The sequence below is a fragment of the Rhodococcus sp. KBW08 genome (genome assembly GCF_003852455.1).
Classification (GTDB): domain Bacteria; phylum Actinomycetota; class Actinomycetes; order Mycobacteriales; family Mycobacteriaceae; genus Rhodococcus_F; species Rhodococcus_F baikonurensis.
In genome coordinates, this window is the sequence record NZ_QAJJ01000018.1 from 250,667 (window position 1) to 271,741 (window position 21,075).

Here is a 21,075-nt window from a genome sequence, read left to right on the forward strand (position 1 = left end):
ATGCCGGGCCACAGTCGTTCGTGCAGGGCGTCTGCGGGGTGTTCGACTAGATCGGGTTGCCGAGTTCCTTGAGGGGAGTGCGGAACGTCTCCTTGGCGGTGAACGCCGAGATCGCGCAGATGACGCAGGCCACCGACGTCAGAATGGCAACGGGCATCCAGTGCGTCTTGTCGCCGCCCATGAGGGCGTTGCCTATGGCGGGCGCAAAGCCTGCGAGGGCGAAGCCGACCTGGGTGCCGATCGCGATGCCGGAGTAGCGGACCTTGGTGTTGAACATCTCGGAGTAGAACGACGGCCAGATGGCGTTCGGTGCAGCGTAGAAGACGGACATCAATCCGATTGCGGCGAGAAAGATCAGGGGAACGTTGCCGCTGGCGATTGCGCCGAAGTACACGTAGATGAACACCGCACTACCGAGGGCGCCACCGATGAACAGCGGCCTGCGACCGATCCTGTCGGAGAGCATCGCCCAGGCGGGCTGACTGAGCAAGGCCACGGCGTTGGCTGCGATGGCCACCCAGAGCATGGTCGACTTCGGAATCCCCACTTCCTCGGTGGTGGCGAAGGCGAGTCCGAAGACGGAGAAGATAGTGGAGACGACGGCGATGAAGGCGCAGCAGATCACGCGAATCAGATTTGCGCTGTGGGTGCGAAGAAGATCGGCGACAGGCAATTTGGCGACGGCCTTCGACTCCTGCTGCTCGGTGAACTCTTCGGGCTCTTCGAGCTTGAGACGCATGATGTATGCCGCCACGAGAACGATCAGGCTGCCCCAGAACGGGATTCGCCAGCCCCACGTGTAGAGGATGTCGTCAGGGAGTGCGGCGATGGGCAGGAAGACGAGGCTGGCGAGGATGAAGCCGGCCTGGGTGCCGTTGAGGGTCCAACTGCAGAAGAATGCGCGTCGACCTTCGGGAGCATGTTCGAGTGTCAGTGAGCTGGCACCACTCTGTTCACCAGCGGCGGAGATGCCCTGGCAAATTCTCATCAGGACGAGAAGTATCGGTGCAAGAACTCCGATCGAATCGGCGCTGGGAATACATCCGATGAGGAACGTTGCCGCGCCCATCATGATGAGGGTGAGCAGCATGATCTTCTTGCGGCCGACGCGGTCACCGAAATGGCCGAGGACTACAGCGCCGAGGGGACGCGCGACGTACGCGACACCGAATGTGGCCAGCGAAAGCAGTGCCGCATGTCCGCTGTCCGGGAAGAACACGGTGGGGAAGATGAGCGCAGCGGCGGATGCGTAGATGTAGAAGTCGTAGTACTCGAGCATGCTGCCGAGAAACGACGATGTTGCGGCGCGCTTGACCTTGGTCGTATCCGGCCTGGCCAAGGACCCTGCCTCGGGCCCGGATGGTGTAACCGTGCTAGCTGACATGCTCAACTCCTGGGTGGAAGCGTCGTGGAGGCTCTACATCCGCCGATTATGTTTGTCGATGTTGTTCGTATCGAGAACGTCTGTGCGGAGAGCGATACAAGGAATGTAACCGACGCCACAGCAACTACACAAGATTATTAACCAAATAGTTCATAAAAATCTACTGGCGGTCATGCCGCGCGTCGAAACCGCAGTTCAGGGAGTTAGGAGGCCGGCTGTGCTGCCGCCGCCACCAACTGCTCCACCTGTTCCTCGGTGATCCCGAGGCCGAAGGTGGCGAGCTTTCCGAGCGGCATCGAACCGGCGAGTGCCATCATTTCGGGGCTGACCGATTGCACACCTTCGCCCGCTGCGGCAGACATGGCGGCGCCGAGAACGGCACTGCCGACGGGATGGGCGAGCCATTCGCCGATGGTCGACATGGCGTCGAGCGTGCCGACGCCGACGTTTCCGGCCAGAGTGATGGTGTCGGTTCTCGCGATGTCCCGAGACGAGAAGCCGACGCGGATCTCGTAGTCGCCAGGTTCGATCGCCCAGTCCTGCGCCGCGACGGACCAATAGGCAAATGCTCTGGTGTCGAGAGTGATGTTCACAGTCGCAGATTCGTCGGGGTCGAGGTGGACCTTGGCAAAGCCCTTCAGTTCCTGCTCAGGACGGTCGATGCTTTCCGAGGCGTCGTGGACGTAGACCTGCACGACGGTGCTGCCCGATCGGTCGCCGCTGTTGCGCACGGTGACCGTCACTTCGGCGGAGTTCTCACCGGCATCCACGGACGTATCGGTGATGTCGAAGGTGGTGTAGCTCAGCCCGAACCCGAACGGGTACGCCACTTCGCGCAGAGCGGAGTCGTAGTAGCGGTATCCCACATACAGTCCTTCGCCGTATCGGACGTGCTGCTGCGATCCGGGGAAGTGTAGATACGACGGATTGTCTTGGAGGCGAAGTGGAATGGTCTCCGTCAGCCGGCCGGACGGATTCGTGATGCCGAACAGCAGATCGGCGATCGCCGATCCACCCGCCTGGCCGAGTAGCCACCCTTCGAGGATTGCGGCGGCGTGGTCCTTCCACGACGCGATCGAAACCACGCCGCCGTTCGCGAGCACGACGACGGTGTTCGGGTTCGCACCGTGGACCGCTTCCAGCAGGGCGATCTGGTCAGCCGGCAGTTCGATGTCGGTTCGATCGAATCCTTCGGATTCGGTGGCGGACGGTAGTCCGAGGAAGAGCACCGCGACGTCGGCGCGGCGCGCAGCGTCGAAGGCCTCGGTGACCATGTCGTCGTCCGGAGTGCCGTCGAAGGTGAAGCCCGGTGCGAAGGTGACCCGGTCGGCGCCTTCGAGGTCGAGGATCGCGTCCAGAGCATTGTCGAGCTTGGTGGGCACCACCTGTGAACTACCCGCCCCCTGGTATCGCGGGCTGCAGGCGAATTCTCCGATCACCGCGACAGTTTGCCCGCCGGGGGTCAGAGGCAGCAGTTCTCCGTCGTTCGCCAGCAAGACAGCCGACTCCGCTGCAGCTGTCCGCGCCAACTCGTGATGGCGCTCGGCATCGTACGTGTGGCCTTCGGTTCGCGCCGCAGCGGTGCGTTGCACCAGCGTCGAGAGTCGTTCGGCTGCAGTCGTGAGCACTGATTCATCGAGGTCGCCGCCGCGAACGGCGTCGACGATCTGCGTATCGGTTCCGGTCGGCGGCATTTCCAGGTCGAGCCCCGCGGCGAGTGCCGCCACGCGATCGTTGACCGCCCCCCAGTCCGAAACGACGAGGCCGTCGAAGCCCCACTGTTCGCGCAGTACCTCGGTGAGCAGCCAATGGTTCTGGCTCGAGTAGACCCCGTTGATCTTGTTGTACGAGCACATGACCGTAGTCGGGGCCGCAGTCTTGACGGCGTATTCGAAGCCGGCCAGATAGATCTCGCGTAGCGTCCGTTCGTCGACGTCGGCACTGACTCTCATCCGGTCGTGCTCTTGGTTGTTGGCAGCGAAGTGCTTGAGCGAGGTTCCGACGCCGCGTGACTGGATGCCGGTGATCAGCGCTGCCGCGACGCGGCCGGAGAGGAACGGATCCTCGGAAACGTATTCGAAGTTCCTGCCGCACAACGGTGATCGTTTGATGTTGATGCCGGGACCGAGGAGAACCGAGACCTGTTCGGCTTTGGCTTCGTCGCCCAGAGCCTCACCCACGCGGCGGATGAGGTCGAGGTTCCACGACGAGCCCAACCCGACTGCCGGTGGAAAACACGTCGCGGGAATGCTGTGGCCGAGTCCGAGTGCGTCGCCGCCCTCGGGTTGTTTCCGAACCCCGTGCGGGCCGTCGGTCAGCAGTATCGACTCGATTCCGGGGACGGACTGGCTGTGCCAGAAATCCGAGCCGGACGTCAACGACGCCTTCTCTTCGAGTGAAAGCCCGTTTACGTAATTCTCGGTCACGTCAATCCTCCCGGTGGCAGCTGTGAGTTCCACTCACCACCGTAGGGGGATTTTTCGGACTTCGGGGTGGGTCAGGACGGCGTCGGTGAGGTCAGAAATGCAACAACCATGTCGCCGAGCATGGTTCGTAGATGCTCGCGATGCGTCGAGTCGGTCAGATCGCGGTCGAAGAGCGCTTTGAAGGTGTATCGGTTGGCGATCCGAAAGACGCAGTAACTGCTGATCAACATGTGAATGTCGAGAGCATCGACGTCGGAGCGAAATACTCCCGCCTGCTGCCCGTCGTGGAGAATCTGCGAGACGAGATCGGCGGCAGGGGCGCCGAGGCCACTGAGCAGCTCGGACTTCTCGATGTGCTCACCGCGGAGCATGTTCTCGTTGGCCACCAGCCGAATGAAGTTCGGGTGCTGTTCGTGGTGGTCGAAGGTGAGTTCTGCCAAGGCGCGGACTGCTGCGGTGGGGTTCAATCCCTCGAGGTCGAGTTCACGTTCCTGCGCACGAATGACGCTGTACGCATGCTCGAGGACGGACTTGTACAGCCCTTCCTTGTCGGTGAAGTAGTAGTAGATCATGCGCTTGGTGGTGTGAGTCTTGGTTGCGATCTCGTCTACCCGGGCGCCGGCGAATCCCTTGTCGGCAAACTCCTCGGTGGCGACGGCGATGATGTTCACCCTGGTCAGATCGCTGTTTCGGCGTCGCTTCTCCGGCTTCGACACCACGGAGTTCACTGACTGCTCGGAAACCATGTGCTCACTCTATCTGTCAGCAGTTTGTCGACTTTGCTTGTCGAGTTCGCGTCGGGGGAGTAACGTCCAGTGAACTAACTCACTAGTTCGTACATTAGTTTCGAGCGTCAACCCCGAGGTGCCCCTGATGACTTCATCTCTACCGGTTCTGGTCCTCAACGGACCCAACTTGAATTTGTTGGGACAGCGCCAACCGGAGTTCTACGGGAGAGGCACCCTGGACGACGTCATTTCCCGTTGTGAAGCGGCGGCTGAGAAGTTCGGAGCGGTGGTCGAGGCAAAGCAGTCGAACCACGAGGGTCAACTGATCGATTGGATCCACGAGGCCAGGGGAAATGTCGCGGGCATCGTGATCAATCCCGGTGGGTACTCCCACACCTCGGTTGCGTTGCGTGACGCTCTGGTCACACTCGATGCCCCCGTCGTGGAGGTGCACATCAGCAACATCCACAGCCGCGAGGATTTCCGTCACCACTCGTACGTCTCCGGCATCGCCGACGCTGTCATCTGTGGGTTGGGAATCGACGGCTACAGCGCCGCAGTCGAATTCGTCTGCATCCGAGAAGGGAAGAACTGATGAGTGATTCGATCCTCTGCGGTCTGATCGGCACCGGTATCGAGGCCTCCTTGACCCCCGTCATGCACGAGGAGGAAGGACGCAGACAGGGCCTGCCGTACGTCTACCGCATCCTCGATCTCGACGTGATGGGAATGGTGCCGTCGGACATCGGTGAACTTCTCACCTATGCACGACGTTTCGGTTTCCGCGGTCTCAATATCACTCACCCGTGCAAGCAGTTGGTGATCGAGCATCTCGACGAACTCTCGCCGGATGCCGACAGGCTCGGGGCGGTGAACACGGTTCTCTTCGACTGCGGCAAGGCGATCGGACACAACACCGATTGGTCGGGCTTCGGCCGGAATTTCGACGACGGGCTTCCCGGAGCACAGCTCGATCGTGTCGTACAGCTCGGTGCGGGTGGAGCCGGTGCGGCTGTTGCCTATGCGGCACTCACCCGCGGCGTGGGGACGCTGACGTTGGTCGATTCGAGCCTGGCTCGTGCGGAAGAACTCGCGCGAACTTTCTCGCGGCAGTTCCCGGCGCAGATCGTCGAGGCGCGCCACACGAGTGACCTCGCCGAAGTGCTCGGCAATGCAAACGGTTTGGTCCACGCGACGCCGATGGGGATGGCGGCCCATCCTGGGATGGCATTCTCGCCGGATCTGCTCCGTCCTGATCTGTGGGTGGCGGAAATCGTCTACCGTCCGCTCGAAACGGAGCTGTTGCGTCAGGCCAGGCTGATCGGGGCGCCGACGCTCAGCGGTGGCGGAATGACCGTCTTCCAGGCCGTCGACGCGTTCCGGATCTTCACGGGCATCGAACCCGACAGTAAGAGGATGCTCGCTCACATGACCGAACTGGTGCACGGCGAACAGACTGCGGCAGCGCTGTGAGTGGCCCGGTCCGGACGTCGATCGCGACTGTATCGCTCAGCGGCACCCTCGAGGAAAAGCTCGACGCCATTGCTGCTGCCGGCTTCGACGGCTTCGAAGTGTTCGAGCCGGATTTTGTCGCTTCTCCCTGGTCGCCCGTGGAATTGCGAACGAGGGCTGCGGATCTGGGGCTGAGCCTGGACCTGTATCAGCCGTTTCGTGACTTCGACACGGTGGACGAGGCCCAATTTGCTCGTAATCTTGTTCGAGTGCAACGCAAATTCGAGCTGATGGATCAACTGGGGTGCGAGACGCTCCTGGTGTGCTCCTCGCCCCTGCCGACAGCAAGTCACGACGACGGTCAGTTGACAGAGCAATTCGGAGCTCTCGCCGAACTGGCGTCCCAGCACGGCAAGAAGGTTGCATACGAGGCGCTCGCGTGGGGTGCCCACGTCAACACGTACGGTCATGCATGGAAGATCGTCGAGGGAGTCGATCACGTAGCGCTCGGAACCTGTTTGGACAGTTTCCACATCCTCTCGCGCGGTGACGATCCTGCCGGAATTCGCGAGATTCCCGGAGAGAAGATCTTCTTCCTCCAGTTGGCGGACGCACCGTTTTTGGCGATGGACATCCTCCAGTGGAGCCGGCATCACCGAAATTTCCCGGGGCAGGGCAGTTTCGATCTGAGCGCGTTCGCTCAGCATGTGTACGCCACCGGTTACGACGGACCGTGGTCGCTCGAGATCTTCAACGACGTATTCCGCCGCGCTGACACCCAGCGGACGGCAATCGACGCTCATCGGTCGCTACTCCATCTGGAAGAACAGGTCGCTGCCGCGAACCCTGCCGCCGGTGGACCCACGCTGTTCACCGCCCCGGAGCGCACCCCGCTCGAAGGAATCGTGTCTTTGCGAATCGCTGCGGGTCCGGCTAAACAGGACCAGGTCCACTCGATGCTCTCCCGTGTCGGTTTTCATCTGGTCGGACGGCACCACGATCACGACCTGCAGCTGTGGCGGCACGGACCGCTGACCGTTGCCGTCGACGCGACAGCGGGCACGGTGTGGACGGCGCCCGGGCTGCCCGCGGATCTGCCGGTTCTCACTCAGATCGGCATCAGGGCAACCGAACCCGAAGTGTGGGGAGAGCGCGCTCTGGCTCTCGAAGTACCGGCGACGCGAGTGCAGTTGCCCGGTTCGAGTGACGAGAACTTCGCCGTACCGGACGTCGTACGCCTGAAGGTCACCGATGCGACATCGATCGACCTTCGTGGCCCCGGCAGCGCTGGGGCGTGGGAATCGGCCTTCGAGATCTACCTGCTGCCCGCCGAGCGCAATCGTGAACAGGGCGCAGTGTTCACCGGGATCGACCATGTGGCACTGGCAGTTCCGGCCGAGAGCTGGGACGGCATCATGCTGCTCCTGCGGTCCGTGTTCGAGATGCAACCGCACGAGGGGCAGGACGTCACCGATTCGGTCGGACTCATGCGGAGTCAAGCGCTCACGCTTGTTCAAGACGGTGACGGACATGCCCTGCGTATCTCGCTGAACATGGTGGAGGGCAGTCGTAGCGGGCTGCCGACCGTCCGCCGCGGCGGCGTCAGCCACGTCGCCTTCGCGTGTGAGAACATCTTCGGTGCCGCTGCGTCCATGCAGGAGTGGGGGTTTGCTCCGCTACCCATTTCCCCGAACTACTACGACGATCTGGACGCACGTTTCGGGTTGAACTCGGAACTGCTCGACCGGATGCGCAGCGCCGGAATCCTTTACGACGCGGACGCTCACGGCGAGTTCTTCCACCTGTTCACCCCGACGGTCGGGGGAGACCTGTTCTTCGAGGTCGTGCAGCGAGTGGGTGGGTACGAGGGCTACGGGGAGGTCAACTCCGCTGTGCGACTGTCGGCTCAACTGCGCGCGAGTTCGTGACCTCGACTCGGTGCGGGTGCGAGTAGACGTTCATCGAATCGCCGCGGATGAAACCGACGAGCGTCAACCCCGATTCCTGTGCCAGTTCCACGGCCAGCGACGACGGCGCGGAGACGGCACCGAGTACCGGAATGCCGGCCATGACGGCCTTCTGGACGAGTTCGAACGACGCCCGCCCACTGACGATCAGGATCGTGTCGTAGAGGGGCACTCTGCCGTCGGTGATGGCCCAACCGATCACCTTGTCGACGGCGTTGTGACGGCCGACATCCTCGCGCAGTGCCAGGAGTTCTCCGGTGGCGGTGAACAATCCGGCCGCGTGCAGGCCGCCGGTGCGCTCGAAGATCCGCTGGCTCTCCCGCAGCGTGACCGGCATGGCCGACAGGACGGTGGAGGTGACGGAAGTCGTGTCACCGACCAGTGGATGCCGCGTCGTGGTGCGGACGGCATCGAGTGACGTCTTCCCGCACACTCCGCACGCGGAACTGACGACGGTGTTGCGGTCGGTGGTGTGATCGGGCAAGGGCACTCCGGGAGCGAGCGCGATGTCGAGGACGTTGTACGTGTTCGCGCCGGTTTCGTCGACGCCGTCGCAATACCGGACGACGCTCACGTCGTCGCGGGTGCCGATGACTCCTTCACTGAGAAGGAATCCGTGGACGAGGTCGACGTCGTTGCCGGGTGTTCGCATCGTCACTGCCAGCACCTGACCGTTCACTCTCATCTCGAGTGGTTCCTCGACGGCCAGCGTGTCGGGGCGCGTGACGACCCGATCGCCCGAGATTCGAACGACCGGTGTGCGGGCGGTGACTCGTCCCATCTCAGGCGCCCGATGCCTCGAGTCGAACGGTGACGGCCTTCGAGACCGGCGTGTTCGACTTGGCTGCAACGTGTTCGAGGGGAACGAGGGGATTTGTCTCGGGGTAGTACGCTGCCGCGTTGCCGCGCGGGGTGTCGTAGGCGACGATGCGGAATTCGGTGACCCGACGCTCTTCGAGTGTGCCGTCGGGTGTTGTCCACTCGGACACGATGTCGACGAGATCACCGTCGCGGAATCCGAGTGCGGTGATGTCTTCGCCGTTGACGAGGATGACTTTGCGGCCGCCCTTGATGCCGCGGTATCTGTCGTCGAGGCCGTAGATCGTGGTGTTGTACTGGTCGTGGCTTCGCATGGTCTGCAGAATCAGGCGCCCGCTCGGAGTGGGTATCCAGTGCAGGTCGTTCACACCGAAGTTGGCTTTGCCGGTGTGCGTGCGGAATTCGCGGGAGTCACGTGGCGGGTGGGGGAGTTGGAATCCATCCGGCTGACGGACCCGGGTGTTGTAGTTTTCGCATCCGGGCACCACCCGTGAGATGGAGTCACGGATCAGGTCGTAATTGCCCTCGAAGGCCGACCAGCGGACGGAATGATCGTTGCCGAGTAGTTCGCGGGCGAGTTGGCAGATGATGGCGACTTCGCTACGCAGGTAGGGGCTGACCGGAGTGAGACGTCCGCGGGACAGATGCACCATGGACATCGAATCCTCCACGGAGACAAGCTGCTTTCCGCCTGCCTGGACGTCGAGGTCGGTGCGTCCGAGGGTGGGGAGGATGATCGCGGTCTGCCCGTGGACCACGTGACTACGATTCAGCTTGGTGGAAACCTGCACGGTGAGTTCGCATTGACGCAACGCTGTTTCGGTGGCTGCGGTGTCCGGGCTTGCCTGGATGAAGTTGCCGCCCATCGCCATGAAGAAGCTCGCCTTGCCTGCGTTCATGGCGCGGATCGCATCGACGGTGTCCCAACCGTGCTTACGGGGGCTCGAGATCGAGAACTCGGTGTCGAGCGCGGCCAGGAACTCTTCCGGCATCTTCTCCCAGATACCCATCGTGCGGTCACCCTGGACATTGGAGTGCCCTCGCACCGGGCAAACCCCGGCACCGGGTTTGCCCATCATCCCGCGCATGAGCAACAGGTTGACCGCTTCTTCGATGGTGGCGACGCCGTGGGTGTGCTGAGTGATCCCCATGGCCCAGCAGGTGACGGTTCGCTCGGACCGGGCAAGCGCGGCAGCCGTTTCCTCGAGCTGCGCCATCGACAGACCCGTCGCCTCGAGTACCGTGTCCAGATCGACCGCACGGATGTGCTTCTCGTATTCGTCCCAACCGGCGCAGTACCGGTCGACGAAGGCGCGATCGACGACGGTGCCGGGAGCGCGATCCTCCAGCGCGAGCAGCAGCTTTCCCAGGCCTTGGAACAGCGCCATGTCGCCGCCCAGCCGAATCTGGAGGAACTCGTCCGCGATGTCGACTCCGTGCCCGATCACGCCGGACACCTTTTGTGGATCCTTGAACCTGCGCAATCCCGCCTCGGGCAGAGGATTGATGGCGATGATCTTGGCGCCGTTGCCCTTTGCCTTCTCGAGCGTCGAGAGCATTCGAGGATGGTTGGTACCGGGATTCTGTCCGGCGATGAGGATGAGATCGGCGTTCTCGAGGTCGGGAACCGTCACCGAGCCTTTGCCGATGCCGATGGATTCGGTCAGTGCACTTCCGGACGACTCGTGACACATGTTGGAACAGTCGGGCATGTTGTTGGTGCCGTAGCTGCGAATCATCAACTGGTAGAGAAATGCTGCTTCGTTGGACGTACGACCGGAGGTGTAGAACACGGCTTCGTCCGGTGAGGCGAGGCCGTTCAGATGTTCGGCGATGAGTGCGTACGCGCCGTCCCAGTCGAGCGGCTGGTAATGGGTTGCTCCCGGGGTCAGGACCATCGGGTGCGTCAGTCGACCCTGTTGGCCGAGCCAGTAATCGGTCTTGCCTTCGAGGTCGGCGATCGAGTGCTCCGCGAAGAATTCGGGTGTGACAGTGCGAAGCGTTGCTTCCTCGGCAACGGCTTTCGCTCCGTTCTCGCAGAACTCGGCGGGCTTGCGATGCCCGGGAGTCTCCGGCCACGCACACCCCGGGCAGTCGAAGCCGTGACGCTGGTTGAGCCTGGTGAGCGTTCGGGCGGTCCGCAAGGCTCCCATCTGCTCGATTCCTCGTTGCAGTGACACCAGAACGGCCGGTACTCCGGCGGCGTAGTCCTTGGGGTGCGTGACTTCGAGATCGGATTCGTCGATGTCTTTCGAGGGGCCCTGGCGCGTCATGTCTCCATAGTGGCCCGAACGAGCCGGTACTGCCATCGAATGGGCCGGTCGAACTCACCGGAATGCGACATTCATCGGTAGCCTTACCTACCGAACCAGCGGACTTAAGGGGTAAGAGCATGGATCGAACGGACGCAGGTCGGCTGACCCGGCGCGGATTTCTGATCGGCACGTCGGGAGCGTTGTTGGCATTCGCCGCGGCCTGCTCCAGTTCGAACGACGAGGACACACCCCCCAGCGGTGACTCTGCGGGATCGGTCACCCACAAGTTCGGGTCTACCGAACTGCCCGAGGATCCGCAGCGGATCGTCAGTGTCGGATACAACGATCAGGATGCGATCCTGGCGCTCGGTGGGACTTTGGTCGGAACCTTCGACTGGTACGGCGATTACCCCTACGGTGTGTGGCCCTGGGCGCAGCCGCTGCTGAACGGGGCGACTCCCGAGATCATCGGAACCGCGGGCACCACCATTCAGATGGAGAAGGTCGCTGCCACGACACCTGACCTCATCGTCGGCACCTACTCCGGACTGACCCAGGCGCAGTACGACAAACTCAGTGCCATAGCGCCGACGGTGGCGCAGCCGAAGGAGTTCGCGGATTACGGAATCCCCTGGCAGGACCAGACGACCATCCTGGGCGAGGCCTTGGGCCAACAGGGCAAGGCCACCGAGTTGATCGCCGGTGTCGATCAGAAGTTCGCCGACGTGAAGACCGCCAACCCGGCGTTTGCCGGCAAGACTGTTCTGGTCGGCGCGTTGAAGGGGCCGGGGCAGTTCGGGGTCTACGGACCGGAAGACCCCAAGGTGCGGTTCTTCACCGAACTTGGATTCGTGAATCCGCCTGTCACCGATCAGATCACGGGTAACTTCGCCGAGATCAGCACCGAGCAACTCTCGCTCGCGGACGTCGACGTACTCGTCTGGTATGCCGGTGGTGGCTACGGCGACAAGCTCCGCGCGGAATTGGACAAGACCCCGATCTACCAGGAACTCGACGTCGTGAAGGACGGCCGCGCGATCATTCTGGAAGACGCTGCTGCCGAGGCCATGACGTGGAGCACCGTACTGAGCTTGCCGTATGCACTCGAACAGATTCCGCCGCGGATTGCGAGCTTGCTCGTCTGATCGGTTCACCGACCGGGAATTCGGACGGTCGGCGGTACCCTCACCTCATGGGTGTACACGTGCGGCCGGCTGTCCGATCCGATATTCCGGCACTGTCGGCAGTGTTGGCCGAGGCGTTCGAGGATGATCCCTTGATGGCCTGGATGTTGCCGGACGAGGACTCCAGGGCTGAGCGCCTGTCGAAACTGTTTGCCGCAGAAGCTCGTTACCACCACTTTGCCGGTGGCGGTGTCGAGGTGGCCACCGATGACAACGGCGTGATCGGCGGGGCAACTCTGTGGGATCCGCCGGGGCGATGGAAGCAGTCGTGGATTTCCGGGCTCGTGAGCCTGCCGGCCATGGTGCGTGTCTTCGGCAGGGGGCTTCGACATGCGGCCGAGGTCAGCTCCGTTCTCGAAGGAGCACACCCGAATTCGCCGCACTGGTATCTCGCGACGGTCGGGACCGGCAGCGCGGCGCGCGGTGGGGGATACGGCAAAGCACTACTGAACTCCCGGTTGGAGCGTTGTGACCGTGAACATGTCGACGCTTACCTCGAGAGCAGCAAGGAATCGAACATCCCGTACTACAACCGCTTCGGTTTCGAAGTGACCCGCGACATCGTGATGCCAGGCGGCGGGCCGACGATCTACGCAATGATGCGTCAACCGCGGGGCGCGTGATACCAACTAGTGGTGACCCAGATTCCCGAGCTCCACGCAGGCACGCCGTTCGACGAACTCGACGACTACATCGCTCTGGCCAGGTTGTCCGGCCTGGTGTTGTCACCTGACGGCTCGCTGCTGATCTGCGCGCGCGCCGTTCTCGACGACAAGCGCGCCGAATACGTGTCCTCGTTGTGGGAGATCGACCCGGAAGGTCGGCGTCCTGCGCGTCGGTTGACATGGGGTTCGACCAGCGAGTCCGGTGCCGCCTTCGCGTTCGACGGCGACGTACTCTTCACTGCCACGCGAGCCGTGCCGGGCGAGAATGATCCGCAACCAGCACTCTGGCGCCTACCCGCGGCGGGCGGAGAAGCTCAGCTGTTGATCTCGCGTCCCGGTGGTGTCTCGTCGGTATCAGCGGCCAAGGCGGCGCCGACGTTCGTGGCACAGACGTCGGTCATGGCCTCGGCGATCAGCCTCGACCAGGACGATCAGGTGCGATCCGCGCGCAAGGACAAGAAGGTCACGGCGATGCTGCACACGGGGTATCCGGTGCGGCACTGGGACCACGACCTGGGCCCCGATCATCCGCATCTGGTTGTCGCCGAGACGGATTCGAAGGACTCCGTCGAATTGCGGGACATCACACCGACTGCAGGCGCGGCGCTGCGGGAGACGTCGACCACGATTTCCGACGACGGTCTCTTCGTCGTGACCACGTGGGCTGTCGGCGCGGCTAGTGCCGCCCGCCGATCGACGTTGGTTCGGATCGACACGGTGACCGGTGACCGAACCACCCTTGTCGACGAGGCCGACGCGGACGTCTACAACCCGGTGCTCTCGCCGGACGGAACCAAGCTCGCGTTCATCCGGGAGACCCTCACCACGCCGGAGTCTGCGCCGCGAATGACTCTGCAGCTCTACGACTTCGGATCCGGTGCTGTGACCGGCGTCGCCGACGGCTGGGATCGATGGCCTACCTCACTTGCCTGGCTACCCGACGGATCCGGGCTGGTGGTCACCGCTGACGACGGCGGCCGCGGTCCGATCTTCACCATCGACCTGTGGGGTCAACCAGTGCGCCTGACAGCCGACGACGCGGCGTACACCGACGTTCGAGTGGCGCCGGACGGTGAGTCGATCTACGCGTTGCGGGCTTCGTACGAAGCGCCCCCTCACGTGGTGCGGGTGGATCTGCGATCCGGTGAGATCACCGCACTTCGTGGACCCGACGCATTGCCGGAGCTGCCGGGAACACTGACCGAGATCACCGCTCGCGCCGAGGACGGTTCGACGGTCCGTAGCTGGTTGGCGCTGCCGACCGGCGCCGCACCGCACGCACCGGTGCCATTGCTCCTCTGGGTCCACGGTGGCCCACTCGGTTCGTGGAACACCTGGTCCTGGCGGTGGAATCCGTGGCTGCTCGTCGCCAAGGGCTATGCAGTACTGCTGCCCGATCCCGCACTCTCGACCGGCTACGGGCAGGATTTCGTTCAGCGCGGGTGGGGTCAGTGGGGCAAGGCGCCCTTCACCGATCTGATGGCGATCACCGATGCTGCCGTCGCGCAGCCCGAGATCGACCCCAAGCGAACAGGCGCGATGGGTGGTTCGTTCGGCGGTTACATGGCCAACTGGATTGCCGGCCATACCAACCGTTTCGACGCGATCGTCACCCACGCAAGCCTCTGGGCGCTCGATCAATTCGGCCCGACGACGGACGCGGCCTGGTACTGGCAACGCGAGATGTCGCCGGAGATGGCCGTCGAGAATTCGCCGCATCTGTACGTCGCAGACATCACGACGCCGATGCTGGTCATCCATGGCGACAAGGACTACCGGGTTCCGATCGGCGAGGGTTTGCGGCTCTGGTACGAACTGCTTGCAGAGTCAGGTCTGCCCGCCGACGACGACGGGAAAACGGACCATCGCTTCCTGTACTTCCCCGACGAGAATCATTGGGTGCTCAAGCCGCAGCACACCAAGATCTGGTACGAGGTGGTCACCGCGTTCCTCTCCGAGCACGTTCTCGGCGAAGATGTCGCGTTGCCGGAGATTCTGGGTTGACCGCGCGTGCCTCGTTCGGCTGAAACAACCGAACGAGGCACGATCTTCCTCGCGGATCCGGACTGGAATCAGGCGCCGGGGCAGCGAACGGTGTACGCCCACTCGGTGTGGTCGGGGCCCGTGACGCGAACCAGCACGGACGATGCACCGCCGGGGGGCACGTTGACGACCGCCGAACCGGTTCCCTCGTTGATGTCGTCGCCGATGTATCCGGTGCTGTGGATCAACCGTCCTTCGTAGTACACCTCGATCAGGTCCGGGATGTCCTCGGTTTCGTAGCCGAGTACGAACGACGTCGGTCCGCCGCGGCCGAGCTCGTGCTTGGTGCTGGTGATTCCTGCGCCGCCGGAGACCGTCGAGGCGTCACACCGCTGCGTCGGAGCAAACGATCCGCCGCCGCCGCTGCCGCTGGCCAGCCCACTGAGAATGTCCCTGACATTGCCACTGGCCAGGCCGTTGACGATGTCCGTCGCGCTGGTCGAGCCTGCGGCCAGGCCGCCGATGACGTCGTTGAAATTCCCGGTGGCAATTCCGCCGACGATGTCGCCCACGCTGCCGCTGGCGATGCCGTTTGCGATGTCGTTCCCGATGTCCCCGACACTCCCGTTGATCGTGGCGCTGCCACTGTCGATGCTTCCTTGCACACTTTCTTCGATGCCGGGTGCAGCGGACGCAGTCGCCGGAAGCACGAGGGCAACCGCCGCTCCGATCGTCGCGGCCGCCGCCAAGGTTCGAACGCCGGGACGGCGAGAACTCCAGTTGTTCAACATATTTGCTCCACAGGTCGTTGGTCGGTCGTCCTTCAGAGCGATCCTGTCAGCGGAGCGGATCGGTGAATATCGTTTGTTCGGCTGACCCCGGACCAAGGGGACTGTCGTTCGTGCCCACCGCAGCCCTCGACGGGCGAATTCGTTCGCAGCGGGGGAGTCATTAGGATCAAGTGGTGACCAGTGCAGCTCCAGAGAACCCCCAGACCCCCGCCGACGCCCTACCCAAGAGCTGGGACCCCAGCGCGGTAGAGGCCGATCTGTATCAGGGCTGGGTAGACGCCGGGTACTTCCAGGCCGACGCGACCAGCGACAAGCCCGGCTACTCCATCGTGCTGCCGCCCCCGAACGTCACCGGCAGCCTGCACATGGGCCACGCCCTCGATCACACCCTCATGGACGTCCTCAGTCGCCGCAAGCGGATGCAGGGCTACGAGGTGCTGTGGCTGCCTGGCATGGACCACGCCGGTATCGCCACGCAGTCCGTCGTCGAGAAGCAACTCGCTGCCGACGGCAAGACCAAGGAAGATTTCGGCCGCGAGCTGTTCATCGACAAGGTCTGGGACTGGAAGCGCGAATCCGGCGGAACCATCGGTGGCCAGATGCGGCGCATCGGTGACGGCGTCGACTGGAGTCGTGATCGTTTCACGATGGACGAGGGCCTCTCGCGCGCCGTCCAGACCGTCTTCAAGCGCATGTTCGACGAGGGCTTGATCTACCGCGCCGAGCGTCTCGTGAACTGGTCGCCGGTGCTGCAGACCGCGATCTCCGACATCGAGGTGAAGTTCGAGGATGTCGAAGGTGAGCTGGTCTCCCTGCGCTACGGCTCGCTCGACGACAACGAGCCGCACGTCATCGTCGCGACCACTCGCGTCGAGACGATGCTCGGTGATACCGCAGTGGCGGTCCACCCCGAAGACGAGCGCTACAAGCACCTCGTCGGCACCACCCTCGATCATCCGTTCACCGGGCGTCAGATCCCGATCATCGCGGACGACTACGTCGACCCCGAGTTCGGAACCGGCGCTGTGAAGATCACGCCGGCTCATGACCCCAACGACTTCGAGATGGGCCTGCGGCACAACTTGCCGATGCCCACCATCATGGACAAGACCGGCAAGATCGCCGACACCGGAACCGAATTCGACGGTATGGACCGCTTCGAGGCTCGCGTCAAGGTTCGCGAAGCTCTCGCCGAGCAGGGACGCGTCGTAGCCGAGAAGCGCCCGTACCTGCACAGCGTCGGGCACTCCGAGCGCAGTGGCGAGGCCATCGAGCCTCGTCTCTCGTTGCAGTGGTGGGTCAAGGTCGAGACGCTCGCCAAGGCTGCGGGTGACGCGGTTCGCAACGGGGACACCGTCATTCACCCGGCGAGCCAGGAGCCACGCTGGTTCGACTGGGTCGACAACATGCACGACTGGTGCATTTCCCGTCAGCTCTGGTGGGGTCACCGCATTCCGGTCTGGTACGGCCCCGAGGGTGAAGTTGCGTGCTTCGGTCCCGACGAAACGGCACCGGAAGGCTGGGTCCAGGATCCCGACGTCCTCGACACCTGGTTCTCCTCGGGACTGTGGCCCTTCTCGACGATGGGTTGGCCCGACAAGACGCCCGAACTCGAAAAGTTCTATCCCACCAGCGTTCTCGTCACCGGCTACGACATCCTGTTCTTCTGGGTCGCCCGCATGATGATGTTCGGCACGTACGTGTCCGAGGACGAGTCGATCACCGCCGGTCCGGGCAAGTCGGGCGCGCAGATGCCGTTCAAGGACGTGTTCCTGCACGGACTGGTTCGCGATCAGTACGGCAAGAAGATGTCGAAGTCGCGTGGCAACGGTATCGACCCACTCGACTGGGTCGATCGTTTCGGCGCCGACGCCCTGCGATTCACACTCGCACGCGGCGCCAACCCGGGCAGTGACCTGTCCGTCGGTGAGGATTCGGCGCAGTCCTCGCGCAACTTCGCGACCAAGTTGTTCAACGCGACCAAGTTCGCTCTGATGAACGGCGCTGCTCCCGCGCCGCTGCCCGCTCGAAGCGAACTGACCGACGCCGATCGTTGGATCCTCGACCGTCTCGACACGGTCCAGGCCGAGGCGGACGCCGCATTCGATCGCTACGAGTTCAGCAAGGCGTGCGAAGGCCTGTTCCACTTCGCGTGGGACGAGGTCTGTGACTGGTACCTCGAACTCGCCAAGGTGCAGTTCGCCGGCGACGAGGCCGTCGCCGCGAACACCCGCGCCGTGCTCGGCAACGTTCTCGATGCATTGCTCCGCCTCCTGCACCCGGTCATTCCGTTCGTGACCGAAACCCTGTGGAAGGTGCTCACCGGCGGCGAGTCCGTCGTCGTCGCCGACTGGCCCACGTTGTCCGGCGTCGCAGTCGACGCCCAGGCCGCCACCAGGATCGAAGACACGCAGAAGCTGATCACCGAGGTGCGACGTTTCCGAAACGATCAGGGACTCAAGCCTTCCCAGAAGGTCCCGGCGCGTGCGTCCGGGCTCTCGGAGGCAGGCATGGACGGCCAGTTCGCCTACGTGGCGGCGCTTGCCAAGCTGACCGAACCCGAAGAAGGATTCACCGCGTCGATCTCCGTCGAGGTGCGTCTGAGCCAGGGAACCGTCACTGTCGACATCGACACCTCGGGCACCATCGACCTCGGCGCCGAGAAGAAGCGGCTCGAAAAGGACCTCGCGGCAGCGCAGAAGGAACTCGTCACCGCTGACAACAAGCTGGCGAACGAGGCCTTCCTGGCGAAGGCGCCCGACGCCGTCGTCGACAAGATCAAGACACGTCGCCAGATCGCCGTCGAAGAGATCGAGCGCATCACAGGACGTCTGAAGGAGTTGGCCGACAAGTGAGTTCGTACGAGCCGTCCCAATTCGACGCTCAGAGTTCGGTTCCGACTCCGGTCGACATCGCCGAACTGGCGCTGGTGGAAGCAGAACTCGACAAGCGTTGGCCCGAGACCAAGATCGAGCCGTCACTGACTCGTATCGAGGCGCTCATGGATGTCCTGGGCTCGCCCCAGCACAACTATCCGTCGGTGCACGTCACGGGAACCAACGGCAAGACGTCGGTGACGCGCATGATTGACTCGTTGATGACGGCTCTGCATCGTCGTACCGGCCGAACCACCAGCCCACACCTGCAGATCGCGACCGAACGGATCAGCATCGACGGTCATCCGATCTCACCGCGGCTCTACGTGGACACGTTCCGCGAGATCGAGCCGTACGTGCAGATGATCGACGCACAGTCCGAGGAAGCCGGGGGACCGGCGATGAGCAAGTTCGAAGTGCTCACCGCCATGGCCTATGCGGCGTTCGCGGAGGCACCGGTCGACGTCGCCGTGGTGGAGGTCGGACTCGGCGGACGATGGGATGCCACCAACGTGATCGACGGACAGGTCGCGGTGATCACGCCGATCAGTCTCGATCACGCCGAGTACCTGGGAACCGATCTTGCCGGGATCGCGGAGGAGAAGGCCGGGATCATCAAGAAGGGCCGCGAGGACCTGGTTCCGGTGGACACCGTCGCGATCATCGCCGAGCAGACTCCCGAGGTCATGGAGGTATTGCTGCGGCGAGCCGTCGAGGTCGAGGCCGCAGTCGCTCGCGAAGGCTCCGAGTTCAAGGTGCTCGCTCGCCAGATCGCGGTAGGCGGACAGCAGCTCGAACTTCAGGGCCTGAGCGGTGTGTACACCGACATCTTCCTGCCGCTTCACGGCGAGCATCAGGCGCGCAACGCGGCGCTTGCGCTCGCTGCTGTCGAGGCGTTCTTCGGTGCCGGTCCGGATCGACAACTCGATCAGGACGCAATCCGCAACGGGTTCGCCTCGATCGTCAATCCTGGTCGCCTCGAACGTGTTCGGAGTGCGCCGACCGTATTTCTCGACGCCGCCCACAACCCTGACGGTGCACGCGCACTCGCGGCCGCACTGGCCGCGGAGTTCGATTTCCGCAAGCTCGTGGGAGTGGTCAGCGTCATGGCGGACAAAGACGTCGACGCCATCTTGACCGCATTCGAATCCGTCTTCGACGAGATCGTCGTCACCCACAACGGGTCACCCCGGGCGATGGACGTCGAGGAGTTGGCGAACATTGCCGTCGCGAAGTTCGGCGACGAGCGCGTCGTCGTGGCGCCGGTGCTTGCCGACGCCTTGGAAGTCGCGATCGAAATCGCCGAGCAGGTGGCCGAACCCGGCGAAGCCGTATCAGGGGCAGGTGTCGTGGTGACGGGATCCGTCGTGACCGCAGGCGCTGCCCGCACGCTGTTCGGAAAGGACCCCGCGTGAGTACCCCGTCAGATGCCAATCCCGAGTCCGGCGACCACGAGTCCGGAGACCACGAGTCCGGAGACACTGCCGGCGAGTTCGGGCCTCCGACCAAGGACCCGTGGAAAAGTTTCCGCGGAGTAATGGCCGGAACCCTGATCCTCGAGGCGATCGTCGTGCTGCTGGCTTTGCCGGTCGTCGCGGTCGTCGGTGGTGGTCTCACCGCGGCCTCCGCGGGATTCATCATCGGGTTGGCGGTGCTGATGATTCTGGGTGCGGGCATCCAGGGCAAGCCGTGGGCGATGGGGTTCAACGTCGCACTGCAGGTGATTCTTCTGTTCGGTTTCTTCGTCCACCCGTCGATCGCCGGTGTCGCGATCACCTTCGGGATCGTCTGGGGATACCTCGTCTACCTGCAGAGAGACATCAAGCGCCGAATGGACAAGGGCCTGCTTCCCGGTCAGCGGGACTGACCATTTAGGCTGTCCGCTGTGACTGAGCGCACCCTCGTACTGATCAAGCCCGACGCCGTTGCCCGTGGATACGTAGGAGAAATCCTCAGCCGTATCGAGCGCAAAGGCCTGACAATTGCAGCACTCGACCTCCGCGTAGCTTCCGAAGAGGTGGCTGGTAGCCACTACGCAGAACACGCCGAGCGCCCGTTCTACCCGAGCTTGTTGGAGTTCATCACCTCCGGTCCGCTGGTGGCCGCAGTGCTCGAAGGCCCCCGCGCCATCGCTGCTTTCCGTCAGTTGGCCGGCGGAACCGACCCGGTAGACAAGGCTCTTCCGGGCACGATCCGCGGCGACTTCGGACTCGAAGCGCAGCAGAACCTCGTTCACGGCAGTGATTCCGTGGAGTCGGCAGAGCGCGAAATCGCTCTGTGGTTCCCCGCGCTGTCGTCCATCTGAATCTCCGATTCGGGCCTCCGGCCCACATGAACGGGCCTTGGGCCCACATCTCCACAGCGAATTCTCGGCACGTATCCCACATCGGTGCGCCCTTTGCAGTTGCAGGCGCATTGGTGTGGGATACTGCTTTCAGTTGAACCGCAATTTGTTTTACGCACGTTCAACCGGATGACACCTAGGTTCGATGCCCTTTCATCGCTGCTCCAGGTCAACAGGAAATCCCTGGACCTCTGCACGCTG

General features: G+C 63.3%; 16 protein-coding genes. 10 read left to right on the plus strand and 6 right to left on the minus strand.

Translation table 11 applies throughout. The features are described 5' to 3' along the window. Positions 1-46: 46 nt before the first annotated feature. The 3 genes from DBV08_RS24970 to DBV08_RS24980 form a co-directional block, all read right to left on the minus strand. On the minus strand, positions 47-1,384 hold the full coding sequence (locus tag DBV08_RS24970; protein ID WP_124569224.1) for an MFS transporter: 1,338 nt from the start codon (positions 1,382-1,384) through the stop codon (positions 47-49). Between the two features lie 203 nt (positions 1,385-1,587). Continuing rightward, entirely contained in the window at positions 1,588-3,810 is a 2,223-nt protein-coding gene (locus DBV08_RS24975; RefSeq protein WP_124569225.1) for a glycoside hydrolase family 3 C-terminal domain-containing protein, read from the minus strand. Between the two features lie 71 nt (positions 3,811-3,881). Beyond that, a complete protein-coding gene (locus DBV08_RS24980) occupies positions 3,882-4,556 on the minus strand; it encodes a TetR family transcriptional regulator (protein WP_095969718.1) in 675 nt (224 codons plus the stop codon). A gap of 127 nt (positions 4,557-4,683) precedes the next feature. Between DBV08_RS24980 and aroQ the strand changes: the two genes are divergently transcribed. From aroQ to DBV08_RS24995, 3 genes are read left to right on the plus strand one after another with little or no spacing between them, the layout of a single operon-like run. Further along, positions 4,684-5,133, plus strand: a complete 450-nt coding sequence (gene aroQ, locus DBV08_RS24985; protein ID WP_124569226.1) for a type II 3-dehydroquinate dehydratase — start codon at positions 4,684-4,686, stop codon at positions 5,131-5,133. Further along, entirely contained in the window at positions 5,133-6,011 is an 879-nt protein-coding gene (locus DBV08_RS24990) for a shikimate dehydrogenase (RefSeq protein ID WP_124569227.1), read from the plus strand. Before aroQ ends, DBV08_RS24990 begins: the two co-directional genes overlap by 1 nt. Then, on the plus strand, positions 6,008-7,918 hold the full coding sequence (locus DBV08_RS24995; RefSeq protein ID WP_124569228.1) for a sugar phosphate isomerase/epimerase and 4-hydroxyphenylpyruvate domain-containing protein: 1,911 nt from the start codon (positions 6,008-6,010) through the stop codon (positions 7,916-7,918). The genes DBV08_RS24990 and DBV08_RS24995 overlap by 4 nt, the downstream gene beginning before the upstream one ends. Here the strand turns inward: DBV08_RS24995 and fdhD are convergent. Both fdhD and DBV08_RS25005 read right to left on the minus strand, forming a co-directional pair. After that, positions 7,872-8,738, minus strand: a complete 867-nt coding sequence (gene fdhD, locus DBV08_RS25000) for a formate dehydrogenase accessory sulfurtransferase FdhD (RefSeq protein ID WP_124569229.1) — start codon at positions 8,736-8,738, stop codon at positions 7,872-7,874. The genes DBV08_RS24995 and fdhD overlap by 47 nt on opposite strands. Position 8,739: 1 nt before the next feature. Beyond that, positions 8,740-11,049 (minus strand): FdhF/YdeP family oxidoreductase, encoded by a 2,310-nt coding sequence (locus tag DBV08_RS25005; RefSeq protein ID WP_185564895.1) that lies wholly within the window; start codon positions 11,047-11,049, stop codon positions 8,740-8,742. A gap of 119 nt (positions 11,050-11,168) precedes the next feature. Between DBV08_RS25005 and DBV08_RS25010 the strand changes: the two genes are divergently transcribed. The 3 genes from DBV08_RS25010 to DBV08_RS25020 are packed head-to-tail and all read left to right on the plus strand — an operon-like array spanning position 11,169 to position 14,884. Beyond that, a complete protein-coding gene (locus DBV08_RS25010) occupies positions 11,169-12,176 on the plus strand; it encodes an iron-siderophore ABC transporter substrate-binding protein (protein ID WP_095969724.1) in 1,008 nt (335 codons plus the stop codon). 47 nt (positions 12,177-12,223) lie between these two features. Then, positions 12,224-12,838, plus strand: a complete 615-nt coding sequence (locus DBV08_RS25015) for a GNAT family N-acetyltransferase (RefSeq protein ID WP_095969725.1) — start codon at positions 12,224-12,226, stop codon at positions 12,836-12,838. Between the two features lie 12 nt (positions 12,839-12,850). Beyond that, positions 12,851-14,884: a S9 family peptidase gene (locus DBV08_RS25020; protein WP_185564898.1), complete on the plus strand. Its 2,034-nt coding sequence runs from the start codon at positions 12,851-12,853 to the stop codon at positions 14,882-14,884. 68 nt (positions 14,885-14,952) lie between these two features. On the opposite strand, the gene DBV08_RS25025 is transcribed toward DBV08_RS25020, so the two are convergent. Next, positions 14,953-15,654, minus strand: a complete 702-nt coding sequence (locus tag DBV08_RS25025) for a hypothetical protein (RefSeq protein ID WP_124569232.1) — start codon at positions 15,652-15,654, stop codon at positions 14,953-14,955. A 173-nt stretch (positions 15,655-15,827) separates the two neighbouring features. On the opposite strand from DBV08_RS25025, the gene DBV08_RS25030 reads away from it, so the two are divergent. Genes DBV08_RS25030 through ndk form a run of 4 tightly spaced genes read left to right on the plus strand, consistent with a single transcriptional unit; the run spans position 15,828 to position 20,835 of the window. Next, the gene (locus tag DBV08_RS25030) at positions 15,828-18,509 is read left to right on the plus strand and encodes a valine--tRNA ligase (protein ID WP_124569233.1); all 2,682 of its coding nucleotides are present in this window, start codon (positions 15,828-15,830) and stop codon (positions 18,507-18,509) included. Next, positions 18,506-19,945, plus strand: coding sequence for a folylpolyglutamate synthase/dihydrofolate synthase family protein (locus tag DBV08_RS25035; RefSeq protein WP_003944455.1), 1,440 nt, complete (start codon positions 18,506-18,508; stop codon positions 19,943-19,945). Before DBV08_RS25030 ends, DBV08_RS25035 begins: the two co-directional genes overlap by 4 nt. After that, entirely contained in the window at positions 19,942-20,397 is a 456-nt protein-coding gene (locus tag DBV08_RS25040) for a DUF4233 domain-containing protein (RefSeq protein WP_095969728.1), read from the plus strand. Before DBV08_RS25035 ends, DBV08_RS25040 begins: the two co-directional genes overlap by 4 nt. Positions 20,398-20,415: 18 nt before the next feature. Next, on the plus strand, positions 20,416-20,835 hold the full coding sequence (gene ndk, locus DBV08_RS25045; RefSeq protein WP_003944527.1) for a nucleoside-diphosphate kinase: 420 nt from the start codon (positions 20,416-20,418) through the stop codon (positions 20,833-20,835). Positions 20,836-21,075: the final 240 nt, after the last annotated feature.

Excerpts from the sequence above, each read along its gene's own strand:
- fdhD (WP_124569229.1), bottom strand. The coding sequence starts at position 8,738 with ATGGGACGAGTCACCGCCCGCACACCGGTCGTTCGAATCTCGGGCGAT.
- DBV08_RS24980 (WP_095969718.1), bottom strand. The coding sequence starts at position 4,556 with ATGGTTTCCGAGCAGTCAGTGAACTCCGTGGTGTCGAAGCCGGAGAAG.
- aroQ (WP_124569226.1), top strand. The coding sequence starts at position 4,684 with ATGACTTCATCTCTACCGGTTCTGGTCCTCAACGGACCCAACTTGAAT.
- DBV08_RS24990 (WP_124569227.1), top strand. The coding sequence starts at position 5,133 with ATGAGTGATTCGATCCTCTGCGGTCTGATCGGCACCGGTATCGAGGCC.
- DBV08_RS25010 (WP_095969724.1), top strand. The coding sequence starts at position 11,169 with ATGGATCGAACGGACGCAGGTCGGCTGACCCGGCGCGGATTTCTGATC.
- DBV08_RS24970 (WP_124569224.1), bottom strand. The coding sequence starts at position 1,384 with ATGTCAGCTAGCACGGTTACACCATCCGGGCCCGAGGCAGGGTCCTTG.
- DBV08_RS25015 (WP_095969725.1), top strand. The coding sequence starts at position 12,224 with ATGGGTGTACACGTGCGGCCGGCTGTCCGATCCGATATTCCGGCACTG.
- DBV08_RS25025 (WP_124569232.1), bottom strand. The coding sequence starts at position 15,654 with ATGTTGAACAACTGGAGTTCTCGCCGTCCCGGCGTTCGAACCTTGGCG.
- DBV08_RS25005 (WP_185564895.1), bottom strand. The coding sequence starts at position 11,049 with ATGACGCGCCAGGGCCCCTCGAAAGACATCGACGAATCCGATCTCGAA.